The 23,781-nt window shown below is 69.6% G+C and carries 24 protein-coding genes; 12 read left to right on the forward strand and 12 right to left on the reverse strand.

Annotated features, from left to right (window positions below):
• Positions 1-151 precede the first annotated feature (151 nt).
• The 6 genes from AC1RRS_RS09960 (at position 152) to AC1RRS_RS09985 (ending at position 7,558) form a co-directional block, all read left to right on the forward strand.
• Positions 152-2,425 carry a hybrid sensor histidine kinase/response regulator gene (locus tag AC1RRS_RS09960; RefSeq protein WP_487287653.1) on the forward strand — a complete coding sequence of 758 codons (2,274 nt, stop codon included), beginning with the start codon at positions 152-154 and terminating at the stop codon, positions 2,423-2,425.
• 216 nt (positions 2,426-2,641) lie between these two features.
• Positions 2,642-3,727 (forward strand): quinolinate synthase NadA, encoded by a 1,086-nt coding sequence (nadA, locus tag AC1RRS_RS09965; RefSeq protein WP_492855028.1) that lies wholly within the window; start codon positions 2,642-2,644, stop codon positions 3,725-3,727.
• Positions 3,728-3,886: 159 nt separating this feature from the next.
• Positions 3,887-5,413: an L-aspartate oxidase gene (locus tag AC1RRS_RS09970; protein ID WP_492855029.1), complete on the forward strand. Its 1,527-nt coding sequence runs from the start codon at positions 3,887-3,889 to the stop codon at positions 5,411-5,413.
• Between the two features lie 29 nt (positions 5,414-5,442).
• Positions 5,443-6,069: a Uma2 family endonuclease gene (locus AC1RRS_RS09975; protein ID WP_492855030.1), complete on the forward strand. Its 627-nt coding sequence runs from the start codon at positions 5,443-5,445 to the stop codon at positions 6,067-6,069.
• A gap of 14 nt (positions 6,070-6,083) precedes the next feature.
• Positions 6,084-6,926, forward strand: coding sequence for a carboxylating nicotinate-nucleotide diphosphorylase (gene nadC, locus AC1RRS_RS09980; protein WP_492855304.1), 843 nt, complete (start codon positions 6,084-6,086; stop codon positions 6,924-6,926).
• A 35-nt stretch (positions 6,927-6,961) separates the two neighbouring features.
• Positions 6,962-7,558 (forward strand): hypothetical protein, encoded by a 597-nt coding sequence (locus AC1RRS_RS09985; RefSeq protein ID WP_492855031.1) that lies wholly within the window; start codon positions 6,962-6,964, stop codon positions 7,556-7,558.
• 221 nt (positions 7,559-7,779) lie between these two features.
• On the opposite strand, the gene AC1RRS_RS09990 is transcribed toward AC1RRS_RS09985, so the two are convergent.
• Positions 7,780-8,898 carry an acyltransferase family protein gene (locus AC1RRS_RS09990; RefSeq protein ID WP_492855032.1) on the reverse strand — a complete coding sequence of 373 codons (1,119 nt, stop codon included), beginning with the start codon at positions 8,896-8,898 and terminating at the stop codon, positions 7,780-7,782.
• A gap of 192 nt (positions 8,899-9,090) precedes the next feature.
• Here AC1RRS_RS09990 and ygiD point away from each other — a divergent pair, with 192 nt between their 5' ends.
• Positions 9,091-9,861 (forward strand): 4,5-DOPA-extradiol-dioxygenase, encoded by a 771-nt coding sequence (gene ygiD, locus AC1RRS_RS09995; RefSeq protein WP_492855033.1) that lies wholly within the window; start codon positions 9,091-9,093, stop codon positions 9,859-9,861.
• Between the two features lie 178 nt (positions 9,862-10,039).
• Here the strand turns inward: ygiD and AC1RRS_RS10000 are convergent, their stop codons facing one another.
• Positions 10,040-10,741 (reverse strand): DJ-1/PfpI family protein, encoded by a 702-nt coding sequence (locus AC1RRS_RS10000; protein WP_492855034.1) that lies wholly within the window; start codon positions 10,739-10,741, stop codon positions 10,040-10,042.
• Positions 10,742-10,839: 98 nt separating this feature from the next.
• On the opposite strand from AC1RRS_RS10000, the gene AC1RRS_RS10005 reads away from it, so the two are divergent.
• Positions 10,840-11,781 carry a GlxA family transcriptional regulator gene (locus tag AC1RRS_RS10005; protein ID WP_492855035.1) on the forward strand — a complete coding sequence of 314 codons (942 nt, stop codon included), beginning with the start codon at positions 10,840-10,842 and terminating at the stop codon, positions 11,779-11,781.
• A 118-nt stretch (positions 11,782-11,899) separates the two neighbouring features.
• Here the strand turns inward: AC1RRS_RS10005 and AC1RRS_RS10010 are convergent, their stop codons facing one another.
• Positions 11,900-12,451: a DUF1003 domain-containing protein gene (locus tag AC1RRS_RS10010; RefSeq protein ID WP_492855036.1), complete on the reverse strand. Its 552-nt coding sequence runs from the start codon at positions 12,449-12,451 to the stop codon at positions 11,900-11,902.
• 145 nt (positions 12,452-12,596) lie between these two features.
• On the opposite strand from AC1RRS_RS10010, the gene AC1RRS_RS10015 reads away from it, so the two are divergent.
• Entirely contained in the window at positions 12,597-12,779 is a 183-nt protein-coding gene (locus AC1RRS_RS10015) for a YegP family protein (protein ID WP_110120140.1), read from the forward strand.
• A gap of 85 nt (positions 12,780-12,864) precedes the next feature.
• Positions 12,865-13,662 (forward strand): SDR family oxidoreductase, encoded by a 798-nt coding sequence (locus tag AC1RRS_RS10020; protein ID WP_492855037.1) that lies wholly within the window; start codon positions 12,865-12,867, stop codon positions 13,660-13,662.
• Here the strand turns inward: AC1RRS_RS10020 and AC1RRS_RS10025 are convergent.
• A complete protein-coding gene (locus AC1RRS_RS10025) occupies positions 13,625-14,617 on the reverse strand; it encodes a cell wall hydrolase (protein WP_492855038.1) in 993 nt (330 codons plus the stop codon). The genes AC1RRS_RS10020 and AC1RRS_RS10025 overlap by 38 nt on opposite strands.
• A gap of 477 nt (positions 14,618-15,094) precedes the next feature.
• Between AC1RRS_RS10025 and AC1RRS_RS10030 the strand changes: the two genes are divergently transcribed.
• On the forward strand, positions 15,095-15,307 hold the full coding sequence (locus tag AC1RRS_RS10030; protein WP_487287665.1) for a hypothetical protein: 213 nt from the start codon (positions 15,095-15,097) through the stop codon (positions 15,305-15,307).
• 169 nt (positions 15,308-15,476) lie between these two features.
• Here AC1RRS_RS10030 and AC1RRS_RS10035 read toward each other — a convergent pair whose 3' ends face one another.
• A complete protein-coding gene (locus AC1RRS_RS10035) occupies positions 15,477-15,857 on the reverse strand; it encodes a YybH family protein (RefSeq protein ID WP_492855039.1) in 381 nt (126 codons plus the stop codon).
• 72 nt (positions 15,858-15,929) lie between these two features.
• Here AC1RRS_RS10035 and AC1RRS_RS10040 point away from each other — a divergent pair, with 72 nt between their 5' ends.
• Entirely contained in the window at positions 15,930-16,481 is a 552-nt protein-coding gene (locus tag AC1RRS_RS10040) for a GNAT family N-acetyltransferase (RefSeq protein ID WP_492855041.1), read from the forward strand.
• Between the two features lie 16 nt (positions 16,482-16,497).
• On the opposite strand, the gene AC1RRS_RS10045 is transcribed toward AC1RRS_RS10040, so the two are convergent.
• The 7 genes from AC1RRS_RS10045 to AC1RRS_RS10075 all read right to left on the reverse strand — a co-directional run bounded on the left by AC1RRS_RS10045 (position 16,498) and on the right by AC1RRS_RS10075 (position 23,724).
• The gene (locus AC1RRS_RS10045) at positions 16,498-16,773 is read right to left on the reverse strand and encodes a type II toxin-antitoxin system RelE/ParE family toxin (RefSeq protein ID WP_492855042.1); all 276 of its coding nucleotides are present in this window, start codon (positions 16,771-16,773) and stop codon (positions 16,498-16,500) included.
• Positions 16,770-17,024 carry a hypothetical protein gene (locus AC1RRS_RS10050; protein ID WP_492855043.1) on the reverse strand — a complete coding sequence of 85 codons (255 nt, stop codon included), beginning with the start codon at positions 17,022-17,024 and terminating at the stop codon, positions 16,770-16,772. The genes AC1RRS_RS10045 and AC1RRS_RS10050 overlap by 4 nt, the downstream gene beginning before the upstream one ends.
• 33 nt (positions 17,025-17,057) lie before the next feature.
• A complete protein-coding gene (cckA, locus tag AC1RRS_RS10055; protein ID WP_492855044.1) occupies positions 17,058-19,121 on the reverse strand; it encodes a cell cycle histidine kinase CckA in 2,064 nt (687 codons plus the stop codon).
• A 172-nt stretch (positions 19,122-19,293) separates the two neighbouring features.
• Positions 19,294-20,376: a flagellar biosynthesis protein FlhB gene (flhB, locus tag AC1RRS_RS10060; protein WP_110120871.1), complete on the reverse strand. Its 1,083-nt coding sequence runs from the start codon at positions 20,374-20,376 to the stop codon at positions 19,294-19,296.
• Between the two features lie 9 nt (positions 20,377-20,385).
• Entirely contained in the window at positions 20,386-21,141 is a 756-nt protein-coding gene (fliR, locus tag AC1RRS_RS10065) for a flagellar biosynthetic protein FliR (protein ID WP_110120872.1), read from the reverse strand.
• Between the two features lie 13 nt (positions 21,142-21,154).
• A complete protein-coding gene (gene fliQ, locus AC1RRS_RS10070) occupies positions 21,155-21,418 on the reverse strand; it encodes a flagellar biosynthesis protein FliQ (protein WP_110120873.1) in 264 nt (87 codons plus the stop codon).
• 632 nt (positions 21,419-22,050) lie between these two features.
• Complete coding sequence (locus AC1RRS_RS10075; protein WP_492855045.1) at positions 22,051-23,724, reverse strand: alkaline phosphatase family protein; 1,674 nt, start codon at positions 23,722-23,724, stop codon at positions 22,051-22,053.
• Positions 23,725-23,781: the final 57 nt, after the last annotated feature.

Below are 23,781 nucleotides of genomic sequence, written 5' to 3' on the forward strand. Positions count from 1 at the left end.
TGGCAAGCCCGCTTCTGAGCGCGAAGCAAGAATGAACAAAAACGATCCGCTCCCCCAGGCGTCGAAGCCTCGCCGTTCGACATCCGCCCTGCTAAGCGCCTGGCTCATACCCGAGGTTCCCCCGCCCTTCTGGCGCGCGGCGACGGCCGCCGTGGTGGCGACGCTGACGGCCCTGGGCATGCGCTTCGCCTTGCTGGGTCCCGACCAGGCGATCGGCGCCACCCAGGCCTTCTTCCCGGCCATGGTGCTGGTCACGCTGTACGCCGGCTGGCGCTGGGGCGTGGCGCCGCTGGTCTGCGGCGGGCTGCTGGGCTGGTGGCTGTGGGCCGGTCGCTACGGCGAGCCCCTGAGCGAGGCGGAATCGGCCTCGCTGGTCCTCTATCTGATCTCGGCCGCGGCCACGACGGCCGTGGCTCACGGCCTGCGCGAGGCCGTGGCGCACCTGGGCGAGGCCCGGCGACGGCAGGTGCAGGCCGAGGCCCGGCTCGACGTCACCCAGGCTGCCGCCGGGGTCGGTCCCTGGGAGTGGGACGTCGCCAGCGGCGCCCTGCATCTCTCCCCCGCCGCCCGCCGCAACCTGCGCCTGCCGCTGGACGGCCCGCTGAGCTTCGACGACGTCGCCGGCGCCGTGCATCCCGACGACCGCCCCAAGGTGCGCGAGCAGATCCGCCAGGCCATCAAGAGCGGGCCGATCTACGAGGTCGAGTACCGGCTGACCGACAGCCAGGAGGGCGAGCGCTGGATCCACGGCCGCGGCCAGATCGAGCGCGACTCCGCCGGCCGGGCCGTGCGGGTGCTGGGCGTCAATTTCGACGTCACCAAGCGCCGCCAGGCCGAGGAAGGCCTGCGCGAGAGCGAGGCCCGCTTCCGGGCGCTTGCCGACAGCGCCCCGGCCCTGATGTGGATCACCGGCCAGGGCGGGGCCCGCGACTTCGTCAACGCCGCTTACGTGGACTTCGCCGGCGCCGACTACCGCGCCGCCCTCACCCTCGACTGGCGCACCCGCATCCATCCCGAGGACCTGCCGTCCATCCTCAAGTCGCAACTCGCCGGCGAGACCTCGCGAAAGCCGTTCAGCCTGGAGGCCCGCTACCGGCGGCCCGACGGCGAGTGGCGCTGGCTCAAATCGTTCTCCCAGCCGCGCTACGGCCCCGGCGGCGCCTTCGCCGGCTTCATCGGCATCGCCTTCGACGTCAGCGAGGCCAAGGAGGCCGAGGCCCAGCTGACCGGCATGAACGAGCTGCTGGCCGACAAGGTCGACACCGCCCTGGCCGAGCGAGACCTGGCCCAGGCCGCCCTCAGCCAGTCGCAGAAGCTGGAGGCCATCGGCCAGCTGACCGGCGGGGTGGCACACGACTTCAACAACCTGCTGACCGTGGTGATCGGCGCCCTGGACGTGGTGCAGCGGCATCCGGACGACGCCCGCCGGCGCGACAAGATGGTCGACGCGGCCCTGTCGGCCGCCCGGCGCGGCGAGAAGCTGACCCAGCACCTGCTGGCCTTCGCCCGCCGCCAGCCGCTCAATCCGCAGGTCTGCCGCGTCGACCGGGTGATCGCCGAGAGCGAGGCCCTGCTGCGGCGGGCCGTCGGCGAGGTGCTGCCGCTGAAGCTCAGCCTCGGCTCGGGCACCCGCACCGCCCTGATCGACTCCGGCCAGTTCGAGGCCGCCCTGCTCAACCTCGTGGTCAACGCCCGCGACGCCAGCCCGCCCGGCGGGACCATCGTCGTGGAGTCCGGTCCCGAGACCCTGGCCAAGACCCGCGGCGAGCTGAAGCCGGGCGCCTATCTGCGCGTCTCGGTGTGCGACGAGGGCGCCGGCATGGACGCCGACACTATCGCCCGCGCCTTCGAGCCGTTCTTCACCACCAAGGCCTCGGGCAAGGGCACGGGCCTTGGCCTGTCGCAGGTCTACGGCTTCGTGCGCCAGAGCGGCGGCGAGGTCGAGATCGCCTCCAAGCCCGGCAAGGGCACGACGGTGTCGATGCTGCTGCCGGCCAGCCACGAGGGGGCGATCCTGCAGGACGCCCCGGTCGCCGCCCCCGCCCCGCGCCCCGGCGTCGAGGTGCTGCTGGCCGAGGACGATTCCGAGGTCGGCGACCTGGTCGAGGCCATGCTGACGGAGCTGGGCCACCACGTGCGCCGGGCCGGCGACGCCGACGAGGCCCTGAGCGTGGCCCGCGCCCACCCCGAGCTTGGCCTGCTGGTCACCGACGTGATGATGCCGGGCGACAAGAGCGGCGTGGACCTGGCGTCCATCCTCTCGGCCGAGCGTCCGGACCTGCCGATCCTGCTGAGTTCGGGCTACACCGGCCAGGAGCTGGCCCAGGCTCGCGCCACGCCCTGGCCCCTGCTGCGCAAGCCCTACGCCCTCGACGCCCTGATCCGGGCCATCGACCAGGCGTTCGAGGCCCGCCGCATGCACTGAGCCCCCGAGGGACTTTGGGGCCACCCGCGGCTTAATCGTACGGTCGCGTACGATTTTTCGTCCGCATGCTTTGCATCTTCGGAACGAGCGGCTATATGTGGATAGCCCCTTATGCTCAATTTCAGCATAAGTCGCGACGCCGGACGGATCCGCAACTCGGTCTCGGCGTTTTTTGAGGCCCAGGAAATGCTCACTTTGAGCATAAGAGAGGACGACATGGCCGACGGTTTCGCGCCCCTCGCCTTCACCGCCGACATCGAGGCGGAGACCGCCGCCGTCTGGGACAAGGTCAAGCACCATGTCACCCCGATGGAATGGCGCCTGCACGCGCCGCTGATCGTCGAGATCAACAGGCTGAAGCGCGAGAAGAACGCCGCCATCCTGGCCCACAACTACATGACGCCGGACATCTTCCACGGCGTGGGCGACTTCGTCGGCGACAGCCTGGCCCTGGCCAAGGAGGCCGCCAAGAGCGACGCCAAGATCATCGTCCAGGCCGGCGTGCACTTCATGGCCGAGACCAGCAAGGTCCTGAGCCCTGAGAAGAAGATCCTGATCCCCGACCTGCTGGCCGGCTGCAGCCTGGCCTCGTCGATCACGGGCGCCGACGTGCGGCTGATCAAGCAGCGCCATCCGGGCGTGCCGGTGGTCACCTACGTCAACACCACCGCCGACGTGAAGGCCGAGACCGACATCTGCTGCACCAGCGCCAACGCCGTTCAGGTGGTCGAGTGGGCCGCCAAGGAATGGGGGACCGACAAGGTCATCCTGATCCCTGACGAGTTCCTGGCCCGCAACGTCGCCCGCCAGACGGACGTCAAGATCATCGCCTGGGCCGGCCACTGCGAGGTGCACAAGCGCTTCACCGTGCAGGACATCGCCGACATGCGCGCGGCCTGGCCCGGCGCCGAGGTGCTGGCCCACCCCGAATGCCCGGCCGAGATCCTCGAGGCCTCGGACTTCGCCGGCTCGACCGCCGCGATGAACGACTACGTGGCGGCCCGCAAGCCCGCCCAGGTGGTGCTGATCACCGAGTGCTCGATGGCCAGCAACGTCCAGGCCGAAAGCCCCGGGACCCAGTTCATCGGCCCCTGCAACATGTGCCCGCACATGAAGCGGATCACCCTGCAGAACATCTACGACGCCCTGGTCCACGAGCAGTACGAGGTGACGGTGGACGCCGACATCCTCGACCGCGCCCGCCAGGCCGTGCAGCGGATGATCGACCTGCCCCCGCCCGCCGCCCCGGCCCGCTACGACCTCGTCAAGGCGCGCCACCACGTGGACGTGGAGCTGATCTAAAAGCCCCCTTCCCCCTTGATGGGGGAAGGGTTGGGGATGGGGGTGGCGCGGCCTGTCCGCTGCAACGCCCGTCCTTCGTCTTTCTCGGATGGCCGAACCGCCGTGTTCACCCCATCCCCGGCCCTTCCCCCATCAAGGGGGAAGGGAGTGGAGTATGAGATGGTCGACCGCATCGCCTTCGACGGCCCCGTCATCCTCGGGGCGGGCCTCGCCGGCCTCACCGCTGCGCTGGCCGCGAAGACGGCCCTGGTGCTGTCGCCGACGCCGCTGGCCACCGGCTGCTCCAGCGCCTGGGCGCAGGGGGGGCTGGCCGCCGCCCTGGCCGGCGACGACACGCCGTCGCTGCACGCCGCCGACACCATCGCCGCCGGCGCCGGCCTGTGCGACGGCGACGCCGTGGCGCTGCTGACCCGCGAAGGCCCCGCCGCCGTCCGCGCCCTGGCGGCGCTCGGCGCCCCCTTCGACCGCAAAGCCGACGGCGACTTCGTGCTAAGCCTGGAAGCCGCACACTCCAAGGCCCGCGTCGCCCGCGTCGGCGGCGACGGGGCCGGGGCCGCGATCATGGCCGCCGTCATCGCCACGGTGCGCGCCACGCCGACCATCGAGATCCGCGAGAACGCCCGTGCCCGCCGCCTCCTCCAGGACGCCGCCGGCCGCGTGGTCGGGGTGCTTGCCGAAATCGACGGCGCGCTCGTGGAAGTCCGCGCCAAGGCCGTGATCCTGGCCACCGGCGGCGTCGGCGGCCTCTACGCCGTCACCACCACGCCGACCCAGGTGCGCGGCGAGGGCCTGGGCCTGGCCGCCCTGGCCGGCGCCGAGATCGCCGACCCTGAGTTCGTGCAGTTCCACCCCACGGCCATCGACATCGGCCGCGATCCCGCGCCCCTGGCCACCGAGGCCCTGCGCGGCGAAGGCTCGATCCTGCGCAACACCGATGGCCGCGCCTTCATGGCCGACTATCACCCGGCCAAGGAGCTGGCGCCCCGCGACGTGGTGGCCCGCGCCATCCACGCCGAGCGCGCGGCCGGTCGCGGCGCCTTCCTCGACGCCACGACGGCGGTCGGCGCCCACTTCCCGCACGAGTTCCCGGCCGTGTTCGAGGCCTGCCAGAGCGCCGGCGTCGATCCTCGCCGCGAGATGATCCCGGTCACGCCGGCCGTGCACTACCACATGGGCGGGGTGGCCACCGATCTCGACGGCCGCGCCAGCCTGCCCGGCCTCTACGCCGCCGGCGAATGCGCCTCCACCGGCGTGCAGGGCGCCAACCGCCTGGCCTCCAACAGCCTGCTGGAAGCGGCCGTGTTCGGCGCCCGCGCCGGCCGCGCCGCGGCGGCCGAGGCCCCAAACGGGACTCAAGCCGGCGGCGAGCCGGTGTCGCTCGCGCCCCTGCCCGACCTGCCGGACGAGGCCTTCCAGACCCTGCGCCGCGCCATGAGCCGCGACGCCGGCGTCATCCGCGACGCCGAGGGCCTGGCCCGCCTGCAAGCCGAGGTCGCCGCCCTGGAGGCCGCTCACGGCCCCTGCCCGCCCCTGGTCGCCGTCCGCCTGATCGTCGACGCCGCCCTGGCCCGCCAGGAAAGCCGCGGCGGCCACTACCGTTCGGACTTCCCCGAAAAGGCCGATCCCGTCCGCACCTTCGTCACCCTCGACCCCATCCAGGCCGGTTTGCGCCACGCCGCGGAATAGTGGTACGTAAGGAGAACGGAGACGCGACCATGAGCACGCCGTTCGGTCCATCTGACAGCTCGTTCGACGGCGCTGCCGACGGCCTCGCCGAGCAGGGCGTGACCGAGTTCCTGCTGACCGTCGACGACCTGGAGACCATGGTCCGGGCCGGCGTCTTCGATCGCGACGATGCGACCCGCGTGGAACTCGAAGACGGAAGGCTGGTGCGGATGTCGCCGGAATCGATGCCTCACGCCCGAACCGCCGCTCGCTTGTCCCTTGCGCTCAATATGGCCCTCGCCCGGCTCGACCTGACCGACCGCTACGAAGTGCTCAACGGCGGTACCATCCGCGTTTCCAACCTCTCTGCCTTCACCCCAGACGGCGCGGTCATCGCCCGCAACGCCGAAGGTTTCTTCATGCGCTCCGATCAGGCCTTCCTGGTCATCGAAGCCTCGTTCTCGACCCTCAAGCGCGACCTAGGTCTAAAGAGCCGCGCCTACGCCGCCGCCGGGATCGCCGAGTACTGGGTGATCGACGTCAAGCAGGCCCAGCTTCACGTCTTCCGCCGCCCGTTCGAAGGCGACTGGACCGAGCGCCTGCTCCTGACCGCCGACGACAGCGTCTCGCCGCTGTTCGCCCCCGACGCCGACATTGCCCTGAAGAGCGTATTTTGACCGCCTTGCCCCGTATCGAGCCGCTGCCCGACCTTCTCGTCCGCCCCATCGTCGATCTGTCCCTGGCTGAGGATCTGGGCCGGGCCGGCGACATCACGGGCCTGGCCTGCATCGACGCCGACGCCCGGCTGTCGGTGGTCTTCGCCAGCCGCCAGGACGGCCGCGTCTCGGGTCTGGCCTGCGCCCGCCTGGCCCTCTTCGCCCTCGATCCGACCGCGACCTTCGAGGTCGTCACGCCCGACGGCGCCGACGCCGCGCCCGGCACGGTGCTGGCCCGCGCCGAGGGGAACGCCCGGGCCGTGCTGGCTGCCGAGCGTACAGGGCTGAACCTGCTGGGCCGTCTGTCGGGCATCGCCACCCTGACCCGGGCCTATGTGCGCCTCGTCGAGGGCACGGGGGCCACCATCGTCGACACCCGCAAGACCACGCCGGGCCTGCGCGCCCTGGAGAAGTACGCCGTGCGCTGCGGCGGCGGGGTCAACCACCGCTTCGGCCTCGACGACGCCATCCTGATCAAGGACAACCACGTCGCCGCCTGCGGCGGGGTCGGCGAAGCCGTCCGTCGCGCCCGCGCCTTCGCCGGTCACCTGGTGAAAGTGGAAGTCGAGGTCGATGGCCTCGACCAGCTGGAAGACGCCCTCAAGCATGGCCCCGACGTCGTCATGCTCGACAACTTCAGCCTCGACGACCTGAAGACCGCCGTCGCCCTGGCCAGGGGCCGCGCGGTGCTGGAGGCCTCGGGCGGCGTCAACCTGACCACCGTCCGCGCCATCGCCGAAACCGGCGTGGACGTCATCAGCGTCGGCGCCCTGACCCACTCCGCGCCAGTGCTGGATATCGGTCTGGACGCGGCTTAGCGTCCACAGCATGAGGTTGGCTTGGGGGAGCCCGGATGCAGATCACGTTCTTTGCTACCGATCTCGATCGCATACGTCTCGGACAATGGTTTATCGAAACGCCAGGCATTGTTTTGTTCGAAACCCACTCTCGACCTGACCTGCCAAATCGCTGGTTCAGGACAGCGGATGATCTGGCCCAGTTGACCACCGAACACGGCGTGAGTTTTTCGGCTTGGCTGGAGTTCACCGGTGCACCGCTTCACACTGAGCAGGTGGTCTTCAACGCCACTACTCAGAGAAAGCTCAGCGCGAAAGGGCGAACCGTTTTGTCCAGTCTCGCGACGATCCAGGTTCACCGCAACAACGATCAGAATGGATGTCTGGCCAGCTCCTCAATCAGTTGGTGGAGCGATAAAGGTGCTCGCCAACGCTCAATCAGTTCTCCTGAATCGCTCGATGAGACCGACTGGAAGGCGTTAGAGAGGTTGGGCGGTCGGCTTCGACGCCATCTGAACAAGACGGCTCCGGCGAAGCTGAGATCTTATCCCGTCTTGGGCGATGCATTCGACCGCTGGCGCAGCGGCCAGCAGGCGCTGTGGAATTGGGGTGACCCCTGCGCCTACCCTTCTGAAATCGTCACCATTCGATAGATACGCCGTCCGCCCCTTTTCCTGCCCGGCAGACGCGCTGGATATCGGGCCTGGACGAACCCCATTTCCTCCCGTCATTCCCGCCCTTGTGGCGGGAACCCCTGGTTCCGCTCGCAGGTAAATGCGCAAGCGGACTGCTCAGCAGTCCGCCTCACCCGTCCTTGCGGCTGACAGAGAGTTTCCCGCCACAAGGGCGGGAATGACGGGAAGTGGAGAGAGGTCTACCGCCCCCGCACCCACGGCATGATCCGGTCCTGCACCGGCTGGTCGATGAAGGTGTGGAACACCCAGGCAGCCCCGATGGCCAGCGGGAAGCCGGCGATCCACATCAGCCATTGCCAGCCGATGCCGATCGGCACGCTGTCGATCAGCTTGTGCACGGCGCTCCAGTAGATCACGCCGACCAGGATGTGGGTGATGAACAGGGCGAAGGAGAGCTTGGCGCCCTCCTCGATCCAGGCCTGGGGATGCTTCACCGGCAGACGGCCGGCGCCGAGGATGATGGCGGCCAGGCACACCAGGCTGGGCAGGTCGAAGCGGCCGATCAGTTGCAGGATCACCAGGCCCGCGCAGCCCAGGGTCAGCAGGATCTTGGCGGCCTTCTCCGTCGGCCAGTTCAGCTCGACCGCCCGCGCCAGGCAAAGGCCCAGCAGGAACAGCGGCAGGGCCCGCAGCACGCCGATGCGCAAGGGCAGATCCGACAGGCCGATCGACACTTCGGAGAAGCCGAAGCCGTTGGTCTGGCGCGAGGCCACGTCGAAGGCGACGACCACGGCGGCGGCCAGCACGATCGGCAGCCACGGCCGTCGGGTCAGGTTGGCGGCGCGCCAGAACCACGGGAACAGGGCGTAGCAGACGATCAGCGCCGACAGCGACCAGCTGGGCAGGTTCCAGCCGTCGCTGTTGAAGCCCCAGGCGTGCATCAGCATCGCCTGCAGCGGCAGCTGGTCCCAGGCGAAGCGCGAGGGCTTGTGGGCGTCGGTGCCGATGACGTTGAGGGCGAAGACCAGCCCCGCCATGGCCGCCAGCACCATCAGGTGCCCCGGCCAGACCCGCGCCGCGCGGCGCAGCCAGAACTGGAAATGGGTGATGCGGCCCGAGATCGCCGAGGGCCCGTAGGCGCGGCCCAGCACGTAGCCCGACAGCATCAGGAAGAAGTCCGTGGCCAGATAGCCGCGCGCGAACACCGGGTGGAAGCGCTCGATGCGCAGCGGGCTCTCGGCGCCGAAGTGGTAGACCACGATCAGCAGGGCGGCGACCAGGCGCAGAAGGTCCAGCGCGCCGCCGCGGGTGGCCGGACGGGGGGCGTGGACGACGGGTGACGCGACTGGTGGCGCCACGGGGGCGACTCTGGGGGCGGCGCCGGCCGGGGGGACCGACTCCGAGGATGACGACGGACTGCTCACGCCCGTGGCCTTAACAAAGCCGAGCCCCGGGGGGAAGCGGCGGAAGGTCGCGCTGGGCCATGCTTGACCACCGACGCGCGAGCCCCCATCTGTAACTGCATAAGTATCTAATTGGACTTCGCCGCCATGACCCGCATGCCCGCCCTCTTCATCGGCCACGGCTCACCGATGAACGCCATCGAGGACAACGCCTGGAGCCGCGCCTGGGCGCAGCTGGGCCGCGACCTCCCCCGCCCCAAGGCGGTGCTGATGGTCAGCGCCCACTGGGAGACCATGGGCGGCACGGCGCTGAGCGCTTCGGAGCGTCCGGAAACCATCCATGACTTCGGCGGCTTCCCCCAGGCGCTGTTCGACGTGCAGTACCGTGCGCCGGGCGATCCGGCCCTGGCCGCCCGCGCCGCCGAACTGCTGTCGCCCCAGCGCACCGTGCAGCACCCGACCCGCGGCCTCGACCACGGCGCCTGGAGCGTGCTGCGGCCGATGTATCCCGACGCCGACGTGCCGGTGGTGCAGGTCAGCCTGGATCGCGGCCAGAGCGCCGCCTGGCACTACGAAGCCGGCCGCCGCCTGGCCGCCCTACGCGACGAGGGCGTGCTGATCATCGGCAGCGGCGACATCGTCCACAATCTGCGGGCCGTGAACTTCCGCACCGGCGAGACGCCCGACTGGGCGCCGCGCTTCAACGAGACCGCCAAGGCCCTGATCGCCTCGGGCGACCACCAGCCGCTGATCGACTGGGAAGGCCTGGGCGAAGACGCTGCCCTGTCGATCAACAGCGCCGAGCACTACCTGCCCCTGCTCTACGTACTGGGCGCGCAGCAGAAGGACGAGCCGGTGTCGTTCTTCGCCGACGACGTCTTCGCGGCGATCTCGATGACGGGCGTGCAGGTGGGTTAGCGCCTCTCCACCCCTACTTTCTTCCAGTCATTCCCGCCCTTGTGGCGGGAACCTCTCTGTCAGCCGCAGGTGAGAGCGAGGCGGCGTGCTGAGCACGCCGCTTGCACCGCCCGTGCGGACGGAAGCAGGGTTTCCCGCCACAAGGGCGGGAATGACGGGAGTTCAGGGGACGGCTTGCTCAAGCCGGAACCATCTCCCCCTTCAGCTTCGCCGCCGCGGCCACGGCCGCCGCCACCCGCTCGTCCATGCCGTTGTCGTAGATGCGCCGCACCCGGGCCAGCACCTCCGGCGGGGCGAGTTCCGGCCGGCCCGATTGGAACGGCGGATCCGGCGCGTACTCCACCGCCAGCTGGATGGCCTGGGCCACGCCCGGGCCGGCGATCTCGGCGACCAGGGTCAGGGCGAAGTCGACGCCGGCCGTCACTCCGCCGCCAGTGACGAAGCGGCCGTCGCGGGCCACGCGGCTCTCGTCGGGGATCGCGCCGAACAGGGCCAGCTGGTCGCGCCAGGCCCAGTGGCAGGCCGCCCGCTTGCCCTCCAGCAGCCCCGCCGCCGCCAGCACCAGTGAGCCGGTGCAGACGCTGGTGACGTAGCGCGCGCTCCAGGCCAGCCGCTTGACCTGATCCAGGAACGCCGCGTCGCCCATCGCCTGGGTGACGCCGAAGCCGCCGGGAATGCAGAGGATGTCGCACGCCTCGATCTGGTCGAGCCGCGTCAGATGAGCGAAGATCAGGCCGTCGGCCTCGACCTCGCCGCCCTCCAGGCTGGCGACGGTGATCTTGGCGCCCGGCAGGCGCGCCAGGATCTGGTGCGGACCGGTGAAGTCGAGATGGGTCACGCCCGGAAACAGGGCGAAGACGATGCGGATCTGGTCGGTCATGGAGAGCCCTCCTCATTTGACGACCAAGGGTCTCCCAGGTAGCGTTCGGCGGAAATGACGGAGATCCCTCGATTTCCGCCATCATTCGGGGGAATACGATGCCTCGCGCCGTCGGCATGCTGGTCTATCCCGGCTTCCAGCTTCTGGACGCCGCCGGCCCGATCTCGGCCTTCGAGATCGCCGCCCGCTTCGACCCCGGCGCCTACGGCCTGTTCCTGGTCTCCCGCGACGGCGGCTGGACGGCCAGCAGTTCCGGCACGGCCTTCGACACCCTGCCCTTCGACAAGGCCCCGGCCTTCGACACCCTGCTGGTCTCCGGCGGCGACGGGGTGAAGGCCCCAGCGACCTGCGAGACCACCCTGGCCTATGTGCGGCAGACCGCCCGCACCGCCCGGCGCACGGCCAGCGTCTGTTCGGGAACCTACGTCCTGGCCGCCGCCGGCCTGCTGGAAGGCAAGCGCGCCACCACCCACTGGAGCCGCACCAAGGATTTCCAGCGCCGCTTTCCCGGCGTGCGGCTGGAGGCCGACCGCATCTGGGTGCAGGACGGCCCGATCTGGAGCTCGGCCGGCATCACCGCCGGCATCGACCTGGCCCTGGCCATGATCGGCGCGGATCTGGGCGAAGCGATCGCCAAGCGCACGGCCCAGCAGCTCGTCGTCTATCACCGCCGTCCGGGCGGCCAGTCGCAGTTCTCGGCCCTGCTGGAGATGAAGGGCGGCCGCTTCGATCCACTGCTGGCCTGGGCCCGCGAAAACCTCGCCCGCCCCCTCACCGTCGAGGAACTGGCCGAGCGCGCCGCCATGAGCCCGCGCAACTTCGCCCGCCTGTTCACCGCCGAGACCGGCGCCACGCCCGCCAAGGCCATCGAGCGCCTGCGCGTCGAGGCCGCCCGCGCCCTGCTCGACAGCGCGCCCCTGCAGGTCGAGGACATCGCGCTGGAATCCGGCTTCGGCGACTCCGAACGCATGCGCCGCGCCTTCATCCGCGTCTACGGCCAGCCGCCCCAGGCGCTGCGGCGCGCGGCGAAGGCGGGGTGATCTCCCCCGCTCCGCAAAATCCCCGCGAAAGCGGGGACCCAGGTGTTTTATCGTCGAGCACGGCGGGTTGCAGAAAAAGCCTGGGTCCCCGCTTTCGCGGGGATTTTACGGGAGAGGGTTAGCCCCGCAGCGCCCTGACCTCGGCCCGCAGCTCGTCCAGACACAGCGCATTGGCCCGCGCCATCTCCGACAGCTCGGCCACCCGCAGGGCGTCGAGCTTGTCGTGCAGGCGCATGATCTCCAGTTCGGCGCGCAGGTTGACGACATAGTCGTGCTCGGCGGCCTCGCGGTCCTTCGTGGCCTGGCGGTTCTGGCTCATCATGATGATCGGGGCCTGGATCGCCGCCAGGGTCGACAGCACCAGATTCAGGAAGATGAAGGGATAGGGATCGAAGGCCTTGTGGAACGGCATCAGGGCCAGGTTCAGGATCACCCAGGCCGCCAGGATCGCCGAGAAGCTGCCGATGAAGCCCCAGGAGCCGCCGATCGCCGCCACCTTGTCGGCCAGCCGCTCCCAATAGGTGCCCTCCTTCTCGCGCAGGCTCGGCGCGACGGCGGTCGGGGCCTCGGCGGCGATCAGGTCGATGACGCTGCGCTGGACTTCGGTGAGATCGCCATAGGACACGCCCAGCAGGGTGCGCGACAGGTGGTCCAGTTTTTCCGCGCTCATCGAGATCCCGTCCGCTTGATGCAAGCGGCATCATCCGGCGCCCCGAGCGTCACGGCAACGCGGTTGACACCAACGCATCCGGAGCGCGAGGCTCCCATCCGTCGGCTGGCCGACCAACGGCCCGCCATCATCGTGGGAGTTCCAGATGGCCCATAAGTTCGTGATCAAGAAGAACAAGGCCGGCGAGTTCGTCGCCTACTTCGTCTACAACAGCGAGAACATCTTCTGGACCGAGGGTTATTCCTCGAAGGCCGGCGCCAAGAACGCCATCGAGTCGATCAAGAAGAACGGTCCGCCGGCCGAGACCGACGACCAGAGCGACGACTGATCCCCCTAAAACTCCAAGTCATCTTGACCCCTCCCCGTCGGTCGCTGTCTGATCGGCGATAATCAACAACGACGGGGAGACGGCCATGGCGGCGCACAAGGCGATCTTCATCACCGGGGCGGCCAGCGGCATCGGCCTGGCCAGCGCCCGGCGCTTCGCCCGCGAAGGCTGGTTGGTCGGCCTGTCCGACATCGACGAGGCGGGCCTGACCCGCGCCCAGGCCGAGATCGGCGTCGACGACGCCTCGGTCCACCCACTCGACGTGCGCGACCGCGAGGCCTGGACCCCGGCGCTCCAGGCCTTCACTTCTCGCTCGGGCGGACGGCTGGACGTGCTGTTCAACAACGCCGGCGTCGCCCGCTTCGGGGCCTTCGCCGAGATCGATCCCGAAGGCGACGACCTGATGCTGGCGGTCAACATCCGCGGCGTGATCAACGGCGCGCGGGCCGGCCTGCCCTTCCTGAAGGCGACGCCTGGCGGCGGGCGGCTGCTCAACATGGCGTCGTGCGCGGGGATCTACGGCGCGCCGGGCCTGGCGGTCTATTCGGCCACCAAGTTCGCGGTGCGGGGCCTGTCGGAAGCGCTGGACGCCGAGTTCGCGCCCCATGGCGTGGGCGTGGCCTGCGTCATGCCCTGGTTCGTCGAGACGCCGATCCTGCACAACTCCCAGCCGGGCAAGAACATCGACATGGGCGAGGAGCTGCGCAAGAGCGGCATGCCCGTCTACGGCGTCGACGAGGCGGCGCAGACGGTGTGGCAGGCGGCCCACGGCCGCGAGCTCTATTATCTGGTGGGAAAGCGGGCCAGGCAGATGCGGTTCATGGCCCGCCTGGCCCCCGGGTTCCTCAGGAACCGGCTCCGGTCGCAACCGCAACCGGCCTGACGTCGGACTTGTCGGCGCCGGTCTTGGTCGGGTGCATGGCCGGGGCCGAGGCAGGCTCGGGTCCGACCTTCTCCGGACCGCCCATGCCGCCCTCGACCGTCTTGGCGACGGAGAGCGCGCTGGCGACGTAGATCACCGGCTTGCCGTCGGCCGTGGGGGCCTGGGGCAGAGAGGTCAGGACGGGCGCGTCGGGCAGGTCGTCCACCGTCGAGGGACGCGGCTGGCCGGTGAAGGCCCCCGGCGCGCCGGCGCGGCCGCCGAAACGATAGAACACGTGCATGCCGACCTGGGCGACGCGCATCAGGCGCGGACCCCAGTTGGGCGCGACGCCCGTGGTGTGGAAGTGGGTGGCCGAGCCGACCTCGGACATCACCGTGCCGGCCAGGGCGCGCGAGGCGACCTTCTTGGCCCGGTTCCAGGCGCCGCGCTCGTGCGGGCTGCGCATGGAGCCGTCGCAGGCGAAGCTGAACTGGCAGCCGGTGCGGGCGTAGGCGCCCTGGAACACGACGCCGCAGATCGACTTGGGGAACGAAGGGTGGCGTACGCGGTTTAAGACGACTTGAGCCACCGCGGCCTGGCCGCTGGGCGTCTCGCCCCGGGCTTCGTAATAGACCGCCTGGGCCAGGCACTCGAGTTCGCGCGAGCTTTCGAGGGCGCTGGTCAAGTGGAATGGTGCGGCGGCCGGGCTGAACGCGCCGCCGAGGCTGGCGCGCAGCAGAAGCGGTTGGTCGTCGGACTTTTCGCCGCCGCTCTGAAGGCGGGCGGCGAGCAGCGAAGCTTGGCGATCGCGCTGGGCGTCGCCGGCGACGGTGTAGGGGTCATGGCGGCGGGCGATGGCGAGCGCCCCGGCGTCCATGCGAGACGCGGCCTGATGCAGCGCCGCTTCGGAATAACTTCCGGCGGCGCCGTCGGCCAGGCGCGTAACGCGAGCGTGCTGAGAGGCGGTCTGGGCCATGCCCCCCGCCAGATAGACGCCGCCCAAGGCCAGACCCGTGACGGATCCAACCAAAACGGCGCCGATCAGCCCGCGCGCGTCAGCGCACGTCTGCGACTTGATAAACAAAACTTGCGTCCTGCGCGACGAGGGCGCTCCGGCCCCCCGACAAAAACACTTCCAAGACACCCGGAAAAAGCACTATCGGGCCGGTCTGGAAGCGAGGTTCGACCGTTCGCAATAAGGTCGAGATCCTGCTTATGCCTCGCCTTATGACCGAACTATGACCGAGTCGCAAGCGCATGCTGCACTGCGGCATTGATTTTGCCCGGCTTTTTGGCTTCGCGCGCTATTAACACTTTGATTCACAGGAAAAACCTCGACGCGCGAGAAAACGCCGCAGCAGCAGGATTTTCGACGCGTTCGTTCCGCTCTGTCGGAACCCCGACCAAGCCTCACCGTTAACCCGTGCGGTAAATTCGCCGTTCGGAAAGCCCCATGACCCGTCTCACGCCGCACGTCCCGCGCCTGGCCGCGATCCTCGCTCTGGCCGCCCTCGCCTCGGCCTGCGGCCACAACATGGAACAGCGCGCGGCCACCGGCGCCATCGCCGGCGCGGTCGTCGCCGGGCCCGTGGGCGCTGTCGTCGGGGCGGGCGCCGGCGCCGTGGTGGACGCGGCCTCGAAACCCGCGCCGAAGAAGCGGCGCTGACATCCTTCTCCCCTTGCGGGAGAAGGTGGCGGCCGAAGGCCGACGGATGAGGGGTCTCTCAAACACAAGACCCCTCGCCCAGCCTACCCGCGGTACGCGGCTTCGAGGTCTGAGAGACCCCTCACCCGACCTCCTTCGGAGGCCACCCTCTCCCGCAAGGGGAGAGGGATCAGGAGAGCGTCACGAACAGCTCGTTCTCGATGACCCACTGCCCGGCGATCTTGCGCCAGGTGGCCAGATACGTCCCGCTCTGGGTCGCGCCCTCGCCCTTCCAGGTTCCCACCCAGCGCCCACGCTCGGCCGCCCGCGCGCCGTCGGCGTCGAGCTCGATCAGCTCGCTGGTGCGCACATAGGAGACGAAGTCGCGGTCGGCGAACTGGCCGGCGAAGGCCTCGATGATCTGGTCCCGCCCCATCAGCAGCGAGCCGTCGCCGGCGATCAGCTTGGCGTCGGGCAGGAAGAACGGGACCAGCCGGCCCGCGTCCTTGCCCGCGATCAGGCGGTTGGTGAGCTTGCGGCGGGCGGCGACGGCGTCCTGCGGCGAGGTCATGAACTTGCGGGTCCCCTAGTGCTGCAGGGCGATATAGGCTGCGCCGTCGCTCCTCCGCAAACCCGGACCCCGATGCCGCCCCTCGACGATATCGCCCCCCGCGCCTCCGCCCCGCCCGTCCTGGTCACCGCGCGGCTGACCCTGAGCCCGCCGCAGCTGTCCGACTTCGACGACAGCGTCGCCATGTGGGCCGATCCGGAGGTCTATCGCTATGTCGGCGGCCGGGCCTCGACGCGCGAGGAAAGCTGGGCCCGCCTGCTGCGCGCCCGAGGCCTGTGGGCCCTGCTCGGCTACGGCTATTGGGCGGTGCGCGAGACCGCCACCGGCCGCTATGTCGGCGAGGTCGGCTTCGCCGACTTCCACCGCGACATCACCCCCGCCTTCGAAGGCGTGCCGGAGATGGGTTGGGTGCTGGCCAGCCGCATGCACGGCCAGGGCTTCGGAACCGAGGCCGTGAACGCCGGCCTCGCCTGGGGCGAAACCCGCTGGGGCGCGGGTCCCGTCGTCTGCATCATCCACCCCGACAACGCCGCCTCCCTGGCCCTGGCGGCCAAGACCGGCTTCATCGAGCAGACCCGCACCACTTACAAGGAAAGCCCGACGGTGCTGCTGCGGCGGGGGTGATCAGCCTTCGCGGTCTTCAAGCGTGTGGAAGATACGGAGCACGTATGACCCGCTCGGGTTCGACGCGATACTGGATCACGTAGCCATCCCGGCCGAAGTCCACGCTGAGTTCACGCAGCTCGTGGACGACCGGACGCCCTCGCGACGCAAAGGTCTCCAGAGATCGAATGGCCGCCTTGATCGCGGCCGCAGCCCGCTCGGCGACTTGAGGATTCTTGGCGGCCAGAAAATCGGCCAACCGTTCCAGGTCGCGTCGAACGGCAAGGGCCAGGACGACGCGGCGGCGGTTCAAGCGTTGCGCGCCCGCCGTTCGAGCACCAAGGCGTCAAGCTCCGCGAACGCCTCGTCGATCGTCATCGCCTCGCCGGTCCGATCGAAATCGTAGGCCCGCGCCCGCGCTATGACCCAGCCGGACCCGCCATGGCCCTCCTGCTCCAGGAGCGCCCGTACATAGGCCTCGCGCGATACGCCGGCGTCGGCCGCGGCGGCGGACAGTCGCTCAGCGAGATCGGCGTCGACATCGAAGGAAAAGCCATCGGCCATGGCTCACCCTACCTCAAGCCTGGGCCGTTGTCCTCACGCCGCCTGCAGCTGCTGCTTCACCCGCTCCGCCAGGGTCTTGATGTCGATCGGCTTGGGCAGGAAGGTCACGCCCGTCTCGCCTTCCAGCAGGTCGCTGAACTCGGCCTCGGCATAGCCGGAGATGAACATCACCGGCGCGTTGCCCAGATAGCCGCGGGCCTTCTTGAGCAAGGTGGGGCCGTCGATGCCGGGCATGATCACGTCGCTGATCAAGAGGTCGATCTTGCCGGCGTTCTCCTCGGCGATGACCAGGGCCTCCTCGCCGTCGCTGGCCTCCAGCACCTCGTAACCACGGGCGCGGAGCAGGCGGGCGGCGACGCCGCGCACGGCGTCCTCGTCCTCGACGAACAGGATGCGGCCCGCGCCCGACAGGTCGCGGGCGGCCCGCGGCTTGGGCGGCTCGGCGGCCACGACGGCGGCCGCGGCGGCCTGGGCCGGGGTCGGCTCGTGCACGGGCAGGAAGATGCGGAAGGCCGCGCCCTCGCCCGGACGGCTGTGGACGTGGATCCAGCCGTCGCTCTGCTTGACGATGCCGTAGACGGTGGCCAGGCCCAGGCCGGTGCCCTCGCCCACCGGCTTGGTGGTGAAGAACGGGTCGAAGATCTTGCCCATCACCTCGGGCGGGATGCCCGGACCATCGTCGCTGACCTCGATGAACGCCTGGTCACCCTCGGCGCCGGGGAAACCGAGGCTACGCGCCTCGTCCTCGTTGAGGCGCGCGGTGCGGATGCGCACGACGCCGCCGCCCTTGGCCGCCCGCACGGCGTCGCGGGCGTTGACGGCCAGGTTCATGACCGCCGTCTCGAGCTGGCTCTTGTCGGCCCGCACCTGCGGCAGGTCGCGGCCGTAGTCGGTGATCAGCTTGACGTCTTCGCGCAGCAGGCGGCGCAGCAGGACCTCGAACTCCGAGATCAGCTCGCCCAGCTCCAGCACCTCGCGCTGGACGGTCTGCTTGCGCGAGAAGGCCAGCAGCTTGCGCACCAGGTCGGCGGCGCGCACGCCGGTCTGGCGGATCTCGTTGAGGCCTTCGTAGGACGGGTCGCCCACAGGGTGGCGGTGCAGCAGCTCGTCCAAGCGCAGCTGGATGGCGGTCAGCAGGTTGTTGAAGTCGTGGGCGACGCCGCCGGCCAGCTGGCCGATGGCCTGCATCTTCTGGGCCTGGGCCAGCTGCAGCTCGATCTGCTTCTGCTCCGACACGTCGATCAGATAGGCCACCAGCCGCCCTTCGGCGCGGTAGAGATAGAGGTGGGCGATGCGCGAGGGATCGCGGGCCAGGCGCACCTCGAAGGGCCCAGCCTTGCCCTCGGCCAGGCGGGTTTCGGCCTCGGTGCGCGACGGCGGGTCGATCAGCTCGCCCAGGGTCATGCCCGCACGCACCGCGCCGGTCATGGCCGAGAGGGCCGGGTTGGCCTCCAGCACCTGAGAGTTGAACGGATCCAGCCCCTCCAGCAGGGCCGCGCCGAACGGCGAGGCGCCGGAGAAGGCGTCCAGGGCGCGCGGCGGCGGCGCGGCCTGAGGAATGGGAGCGGCGACGGGCGGCAGCGGGGCGGCGACAGGCTCGGCCGCGACGGGCAGGCGCACAAGCAGGCGGCCGCCGGCCACGCGGGCGGCGACGGCCGGGCGCTCCTGGCCGGCCAGCACCACCAGGGCCTCGGCGGTCTCGCCCTTTCGGGCCCGGGTCAGGGCCGAGAACAGGGCGGCGTCCTTGGGCAGGCGGCGGGCCTCGCCCATGGTGTCGCGCCAAGCCTGGTTGGCCACCAGGATGCGGCCGTCGGCGACGGTCAGGGCCGCCGGCTCGCCTAGCGCCTCGATGAAGCTGTCGGCCACGTCCAGGCCGTTGTCGTGCGCGGCCGAGGCGCGGATCGCCACCAGCCCCAGGATCGCCACGCCGGCGACGCCGGCCAGCAGCAGCAGGCCGGCCAGGGTGGCGGGTCCGGCGCTCAGGGCCGGGGCCGTGGCGAAGCCGGCGGCCAGGACGAAGAAGATCGCCGCGCCCCAGATCAGGGGGTCGGCGCGGCGGCGGGCCGCCGTCATGTCTTTCGCGGGCGTCTCGGCCATGCCGACCGAAATCCTTCTGCAACTTGGCGGGGACGAGGCCCCGACGATTCGTCCGGTAAGGATACTCCTTACGCGGCGCAAGAGCGCGTTCAGAAAGCAGGTCTCTGATTCTACGGCGGAAATGTGATGTCCCGATGATCCCGGACAAGCGCCCGGAGGGTCAGGCGGGCCGTCAGTCGGCCCAGGCGCGCCGCTTGGCCTTCTTGTTGCTCATCACGAAGCCGATGACCTTGGCGACGGCCTCGAAGTGCTCGGCCGGGATCTGCTGGTCGATCTCGACGGCGGCGTAGAGGGCGCGAGCCAGGGGCGGATCCTCCAGCACGTGCACGCCGGACTCCTCGGCCAGGGCGCGGATCTTCAGGGCCAGCTCGTCGACGCCCTTGGCCACGCAAATCGGGGCCGGGGTCTCGCCCTGCTCGTACTTCAGCGCCACGGCGTAGTGGGTCGGGTTCATGACGACGACGGTCGCCTTGGGCACGGCCTGCATCATCCGCTGCCGCGAGCGCTGCATCTGGATCTGCCGGCGCTTGGCCTTGATGTGCGGGTCGCCGTCCGACTGCTTGTGCTCTTCCTTCACCTCGTGAAGGGTCATGCGCATGCGCTTGTTGAAGCGCATGCGCTGCCAGAACCAGTCGAAGCCGGCGGTGACCAGCAGGAAGATCAGCACCGACCAGAACAGCTTCTTGCAGAGGTCGATGGCCAGCGGGAGCATGGCCGCCGGGTCCATGCCGACCAGGCCGATCACCTCCTTGGCGTCGGGCTTGAGCACGAACCAGGCGATGATGCCGGTGACGATGAACTTCACGGCCGACTTGGCGAACTGCATCAGGCCGTCCGGCCCGAAGATGCGGCCCAGGCCCTTCAGCGGGTTCAGCTTGGCGAAGTCCGGCTTCATCTTCTCAGCCGAGAACAGGAAGCCCGACTGGGCGATGTTGGCCGCGGCCCCCATGAAGCCCGAGACCAGCATCACCAGGATCAGCGGCGGCAGGGCCGCCATCACCACCTTCTTGGCGATCAGATTGGCCCCGCCCTCGACGTCCATCTGGCCGGCGTGGGCGATGAACGGCACCAGGGCCGAAACCAGGTCGCGCGCCAGCCAGCCGCCGGCGATGACCACGACGCCGAACGCGCCGGCCAGCGAGGCCAGCTGCGAGAAGTCGGGACTTTTGGGAACGTCGCCTTTCTTCCGGGCGTCCGAAAGTTTCTTCTGTGTTGGTTCTTCTGTCTTCGAGGCGTCGTCTGTGTCGTCGGCCACGGCGCCCTCCTAACTGAAGACGTTGAGCAGATCGCGGTAGCGATCGCTCCACACCATGGCGATGCCGCCCAACGAAAGGGCGAGCAACGAGAGACCCAGGATCACGCTGAGCGGCGAGGTGACGAAGAAGATCTGGAACTGCGGCATGACCCGCCCGACCAGGCCGGTCGCCAGGTTGAAGACGATCGAGAACACGATCACCGGGGCGGCCAGCTGCACGCCCAGGGTGAAGCTCTGGGCCACGGTGCGCACGGCCAGGGCGGCGGCGTCGTTGACCGGCACGCTCTTGGTGAACGGGAAGAGGTCGTAGGACCGCGCCATCGCGGCGATGAACAGGTGATGCAGGTCGGTGGCCATGATCAGGGTCAGGCTCAGCATCGACAGGAAGGTGGCCACGGCCGTGCTCGACTGCACGCCCATCGGGTTGGTGGTCTGGGCGAACGACAGCGTGGTCTGCATCGAGATGATCTCGCCCGCCGTGGTCATGGCGCTCATGAACATCTTCAGCACCGCGCCGATCATCAGGCCGATCAGGATCTCGTGGATCAGCTGGCCGGCGAGGCCGCCCACCGTGGTCGGCAGCGGGCCGACGCCCTTGGCGACCGTCGGGGTGATGACCAGGGCGATCAGAAGGGCCAGGGCCAGACGGATGCGCGGCGACACGGCCGTCTCGCCGATGCCCGGCATCAGCATGAGCATGGCCCCGATCCGGGCGAAGACCAGACCGGCGACATAGACCTGAGCGGTCGTCGCGAAGCTGTCCACGCCCCGCCCTTCCCTACATCGCCGCGATGCGGGCGGCGATCTGGCGCATGAAGCCCGACATCAGGGCTCCCATCAGCGGCAGGCACAGCAGCAGCGCGATGAAGATGGCGACGATCTTGGGCGCGTAGACCAGGGTCTGTTCCTGGATCTGGGTCAGGGCCTGGAAAAGACCGATGGCCACCCCGACCACCAGGCCGACGATCAGCACCGGCGCGCAAAGCTGCAAAGTCAGCCAGATCGCGTCGCGACCCACGTCGAGGACTTCGGCTCCGGTCATGAACGGGCTTTCTGCGGGCGCTCTGGACGGTTTTGGTACGGCCCGCACCATGGGGTCGACATGGTTAACAGGGAGTTAGGGACTGTTAACACGACGCCTCGTCCGATCGTAAGCCGGGCGCGGCGCATGGTCGCTGCGAGGTTGCCCCAGAGCGCGCCAGGGTTAGGCGTAGGCGGGTGATCCGCCCGGGCGCGCGCTCAAGTGCTGAAATCCAGGGCCTGCGACATCCCGCCACACGGGTTTACTTAACGGCGCCGCCCGATAGTTGCTGGCGAAACTATCCGATCGCGTACAGAATGCATCCATCAGTTGGGGAACTGTCATGCATTCTGAGATCAAGCTGCGCTGGTGGCAGCGCCACCCGTTCGTCGGCCTGGCCATAGGCTGGGCCATCATCGCCTTCATCGGCGCCGACGTGCTGGGCTTCGCCCTGCTTCGCTGAGGCTCTTGAAACGCCCTTCTCCCCTTGCGGGAGAAGGTGGCGGCCGAAGGCCGTCGGATGAGGGGTCTCTCAGACATGAGACGCCCCACCCGGCTTAGCCGCTGCACGCGGCTTCGATTTCTGAGAGACCCCTCACCCGACCTCCCTCCGGGAGGCCACCCTCTCCCGCAAAGGGAGAGGGCTCGGTTACTTAGCAATCGTGACCCGCGCCCAGCGGACGGCAGCGGCCGTCGATCGGGGTCGGAACCGGCACGCCGGTCACCGCCGCGATGGTCGGGGCGATGTCGACCGTCTCGATCGGCAGGATGCGTTCGCGAGCCTGCGCGCTCTTCCACCAGAACAGGATCGGCACGCGACGGTCATAGTCCCAGGGCGTGCCGTGGGTGGCGACATAGGTCGCCGCCGCCGTGGCCGGCACCAGGTTCGGCTTGAAGGCCACCAGGATGTCGCCCGAACGGCCCGGCCAGGCGCTGCGGCGCAGGCGCTCCTTGACGTTGATCGTGTCCGGCGGCGTGCCCTTGGCGACCGGCGGGGTGGTCAGCAGGTCGTTGATCTCATAGGCCTCGGCCACCTCGGGGCGGCCGCGCACCAGGGCCAGGGCCGCCGAGGCGACGCGAGCGCGTTCCGTGGCCGGCAGCACCTTCTTGTCGGCGCCGACGATCACCAGGGTGTCGATGCCGCCCGGCGCGATCACCGGGTCGTAGTCCAGCGCCAGATCGGTGCGCAGTTGGGCGTTCAGCCCCTTCAGCCAGGCCGAGGTGGCGATGCGGCTGACGTCGTAGCCCTCGTCGTGCAGGCGCTCGGGGAAGTCCGAACCGCCGTGGTCGGCGCTCAGCACCACCAGCACCTCGCCCTTGGCCTTCTCGATGCGCTTGAGGAAGGTGTCCAGGCGCGCGTCCAGGCGGCTGAGGTGATCGCACATCTCCGGACCGCGCGTGCCGTAGCGGTGGCCGATGAAGTCGGTGGCCGACAGGCTGACGGTCAGCACGTCGACCTGCGGGCCGTCGCCCAGGCCGAACTCGTCGCGCAGGGCGGCGGCGGCCTCCAGGGTCACGGCGTCGGTATAGGGGCTGGCGGCCAAGTCGCGCAGGGTCTCGGCCTCGTTGGTCGGCAGCGGCCGGGGCAGCTTGGCGTCCCAGGTGCGGTCGCCCGTGGTCCAGGTCTTTTCGAGCGCGGCGCAGGCCTTGTTCTCGTAGGTCCAGACGAAGGGCTTCTTCTTCTGCTCGGCGGCCAGGCGCGCGTTCAGCGCGGCAACGGGCGCAAGCTTGGTCGCCGCGTCCTCGCCGGGACGCACGAAGGTGTTGAAGCCGTAGCCGGCCTGGTACCAAAACGCGCCGTCGGCCTTGTGGCCGGCCATGGTGATCGCGCCGCGATCCTTGCCCGAGACGCCGTAGACGCGGCTCTTGGGCGACACGGCCTTCAGCCAGTCGCCATAGGTGCCGACCATCAGGTTCTTGTCGCTGACCGGATCCTGGTCGGACGGGGCGGCCAGGGTCACCGAGGTGTCGAGCAGGCAGTACGACTTCTTCCCGGTCTCGGGGTCGTACCAGTTGTTGCCGACGATGCCGGTGCGGTTGGGATAGGCGCCGGTGAGCAGGCTCGAGTGGCCCGGGCAGGTCTCGGTCATGCCGTGCGACTGGTAGCCGTTGGGATAGACCACGCCCTCGCGGCCCAGCTTGCCCAGCCCGCCCTTCCACTGGCCGCGCCACTGCTCGAACAGGTTGGCGCTGAACTGGTCGATGGAGATCACCACCACCAGCTTGGGATTGGGCTTCACCTGGTCCGCGGCCTGTGCCGGCTGGATGGCGAATAGGGCGACGCCGGCCAGCGCCGAAAGCGCCGCCGTGGAGGTAAGCTTGCTCATGGCGCGCAACCTGCCCCATTCACAAAAGCGTCGCAAACGAAGCTTGGGCGGACGACG

This window comes from Caulobacter sp. GW821-FHT12A07 (genome assembly GCF_058807655.1).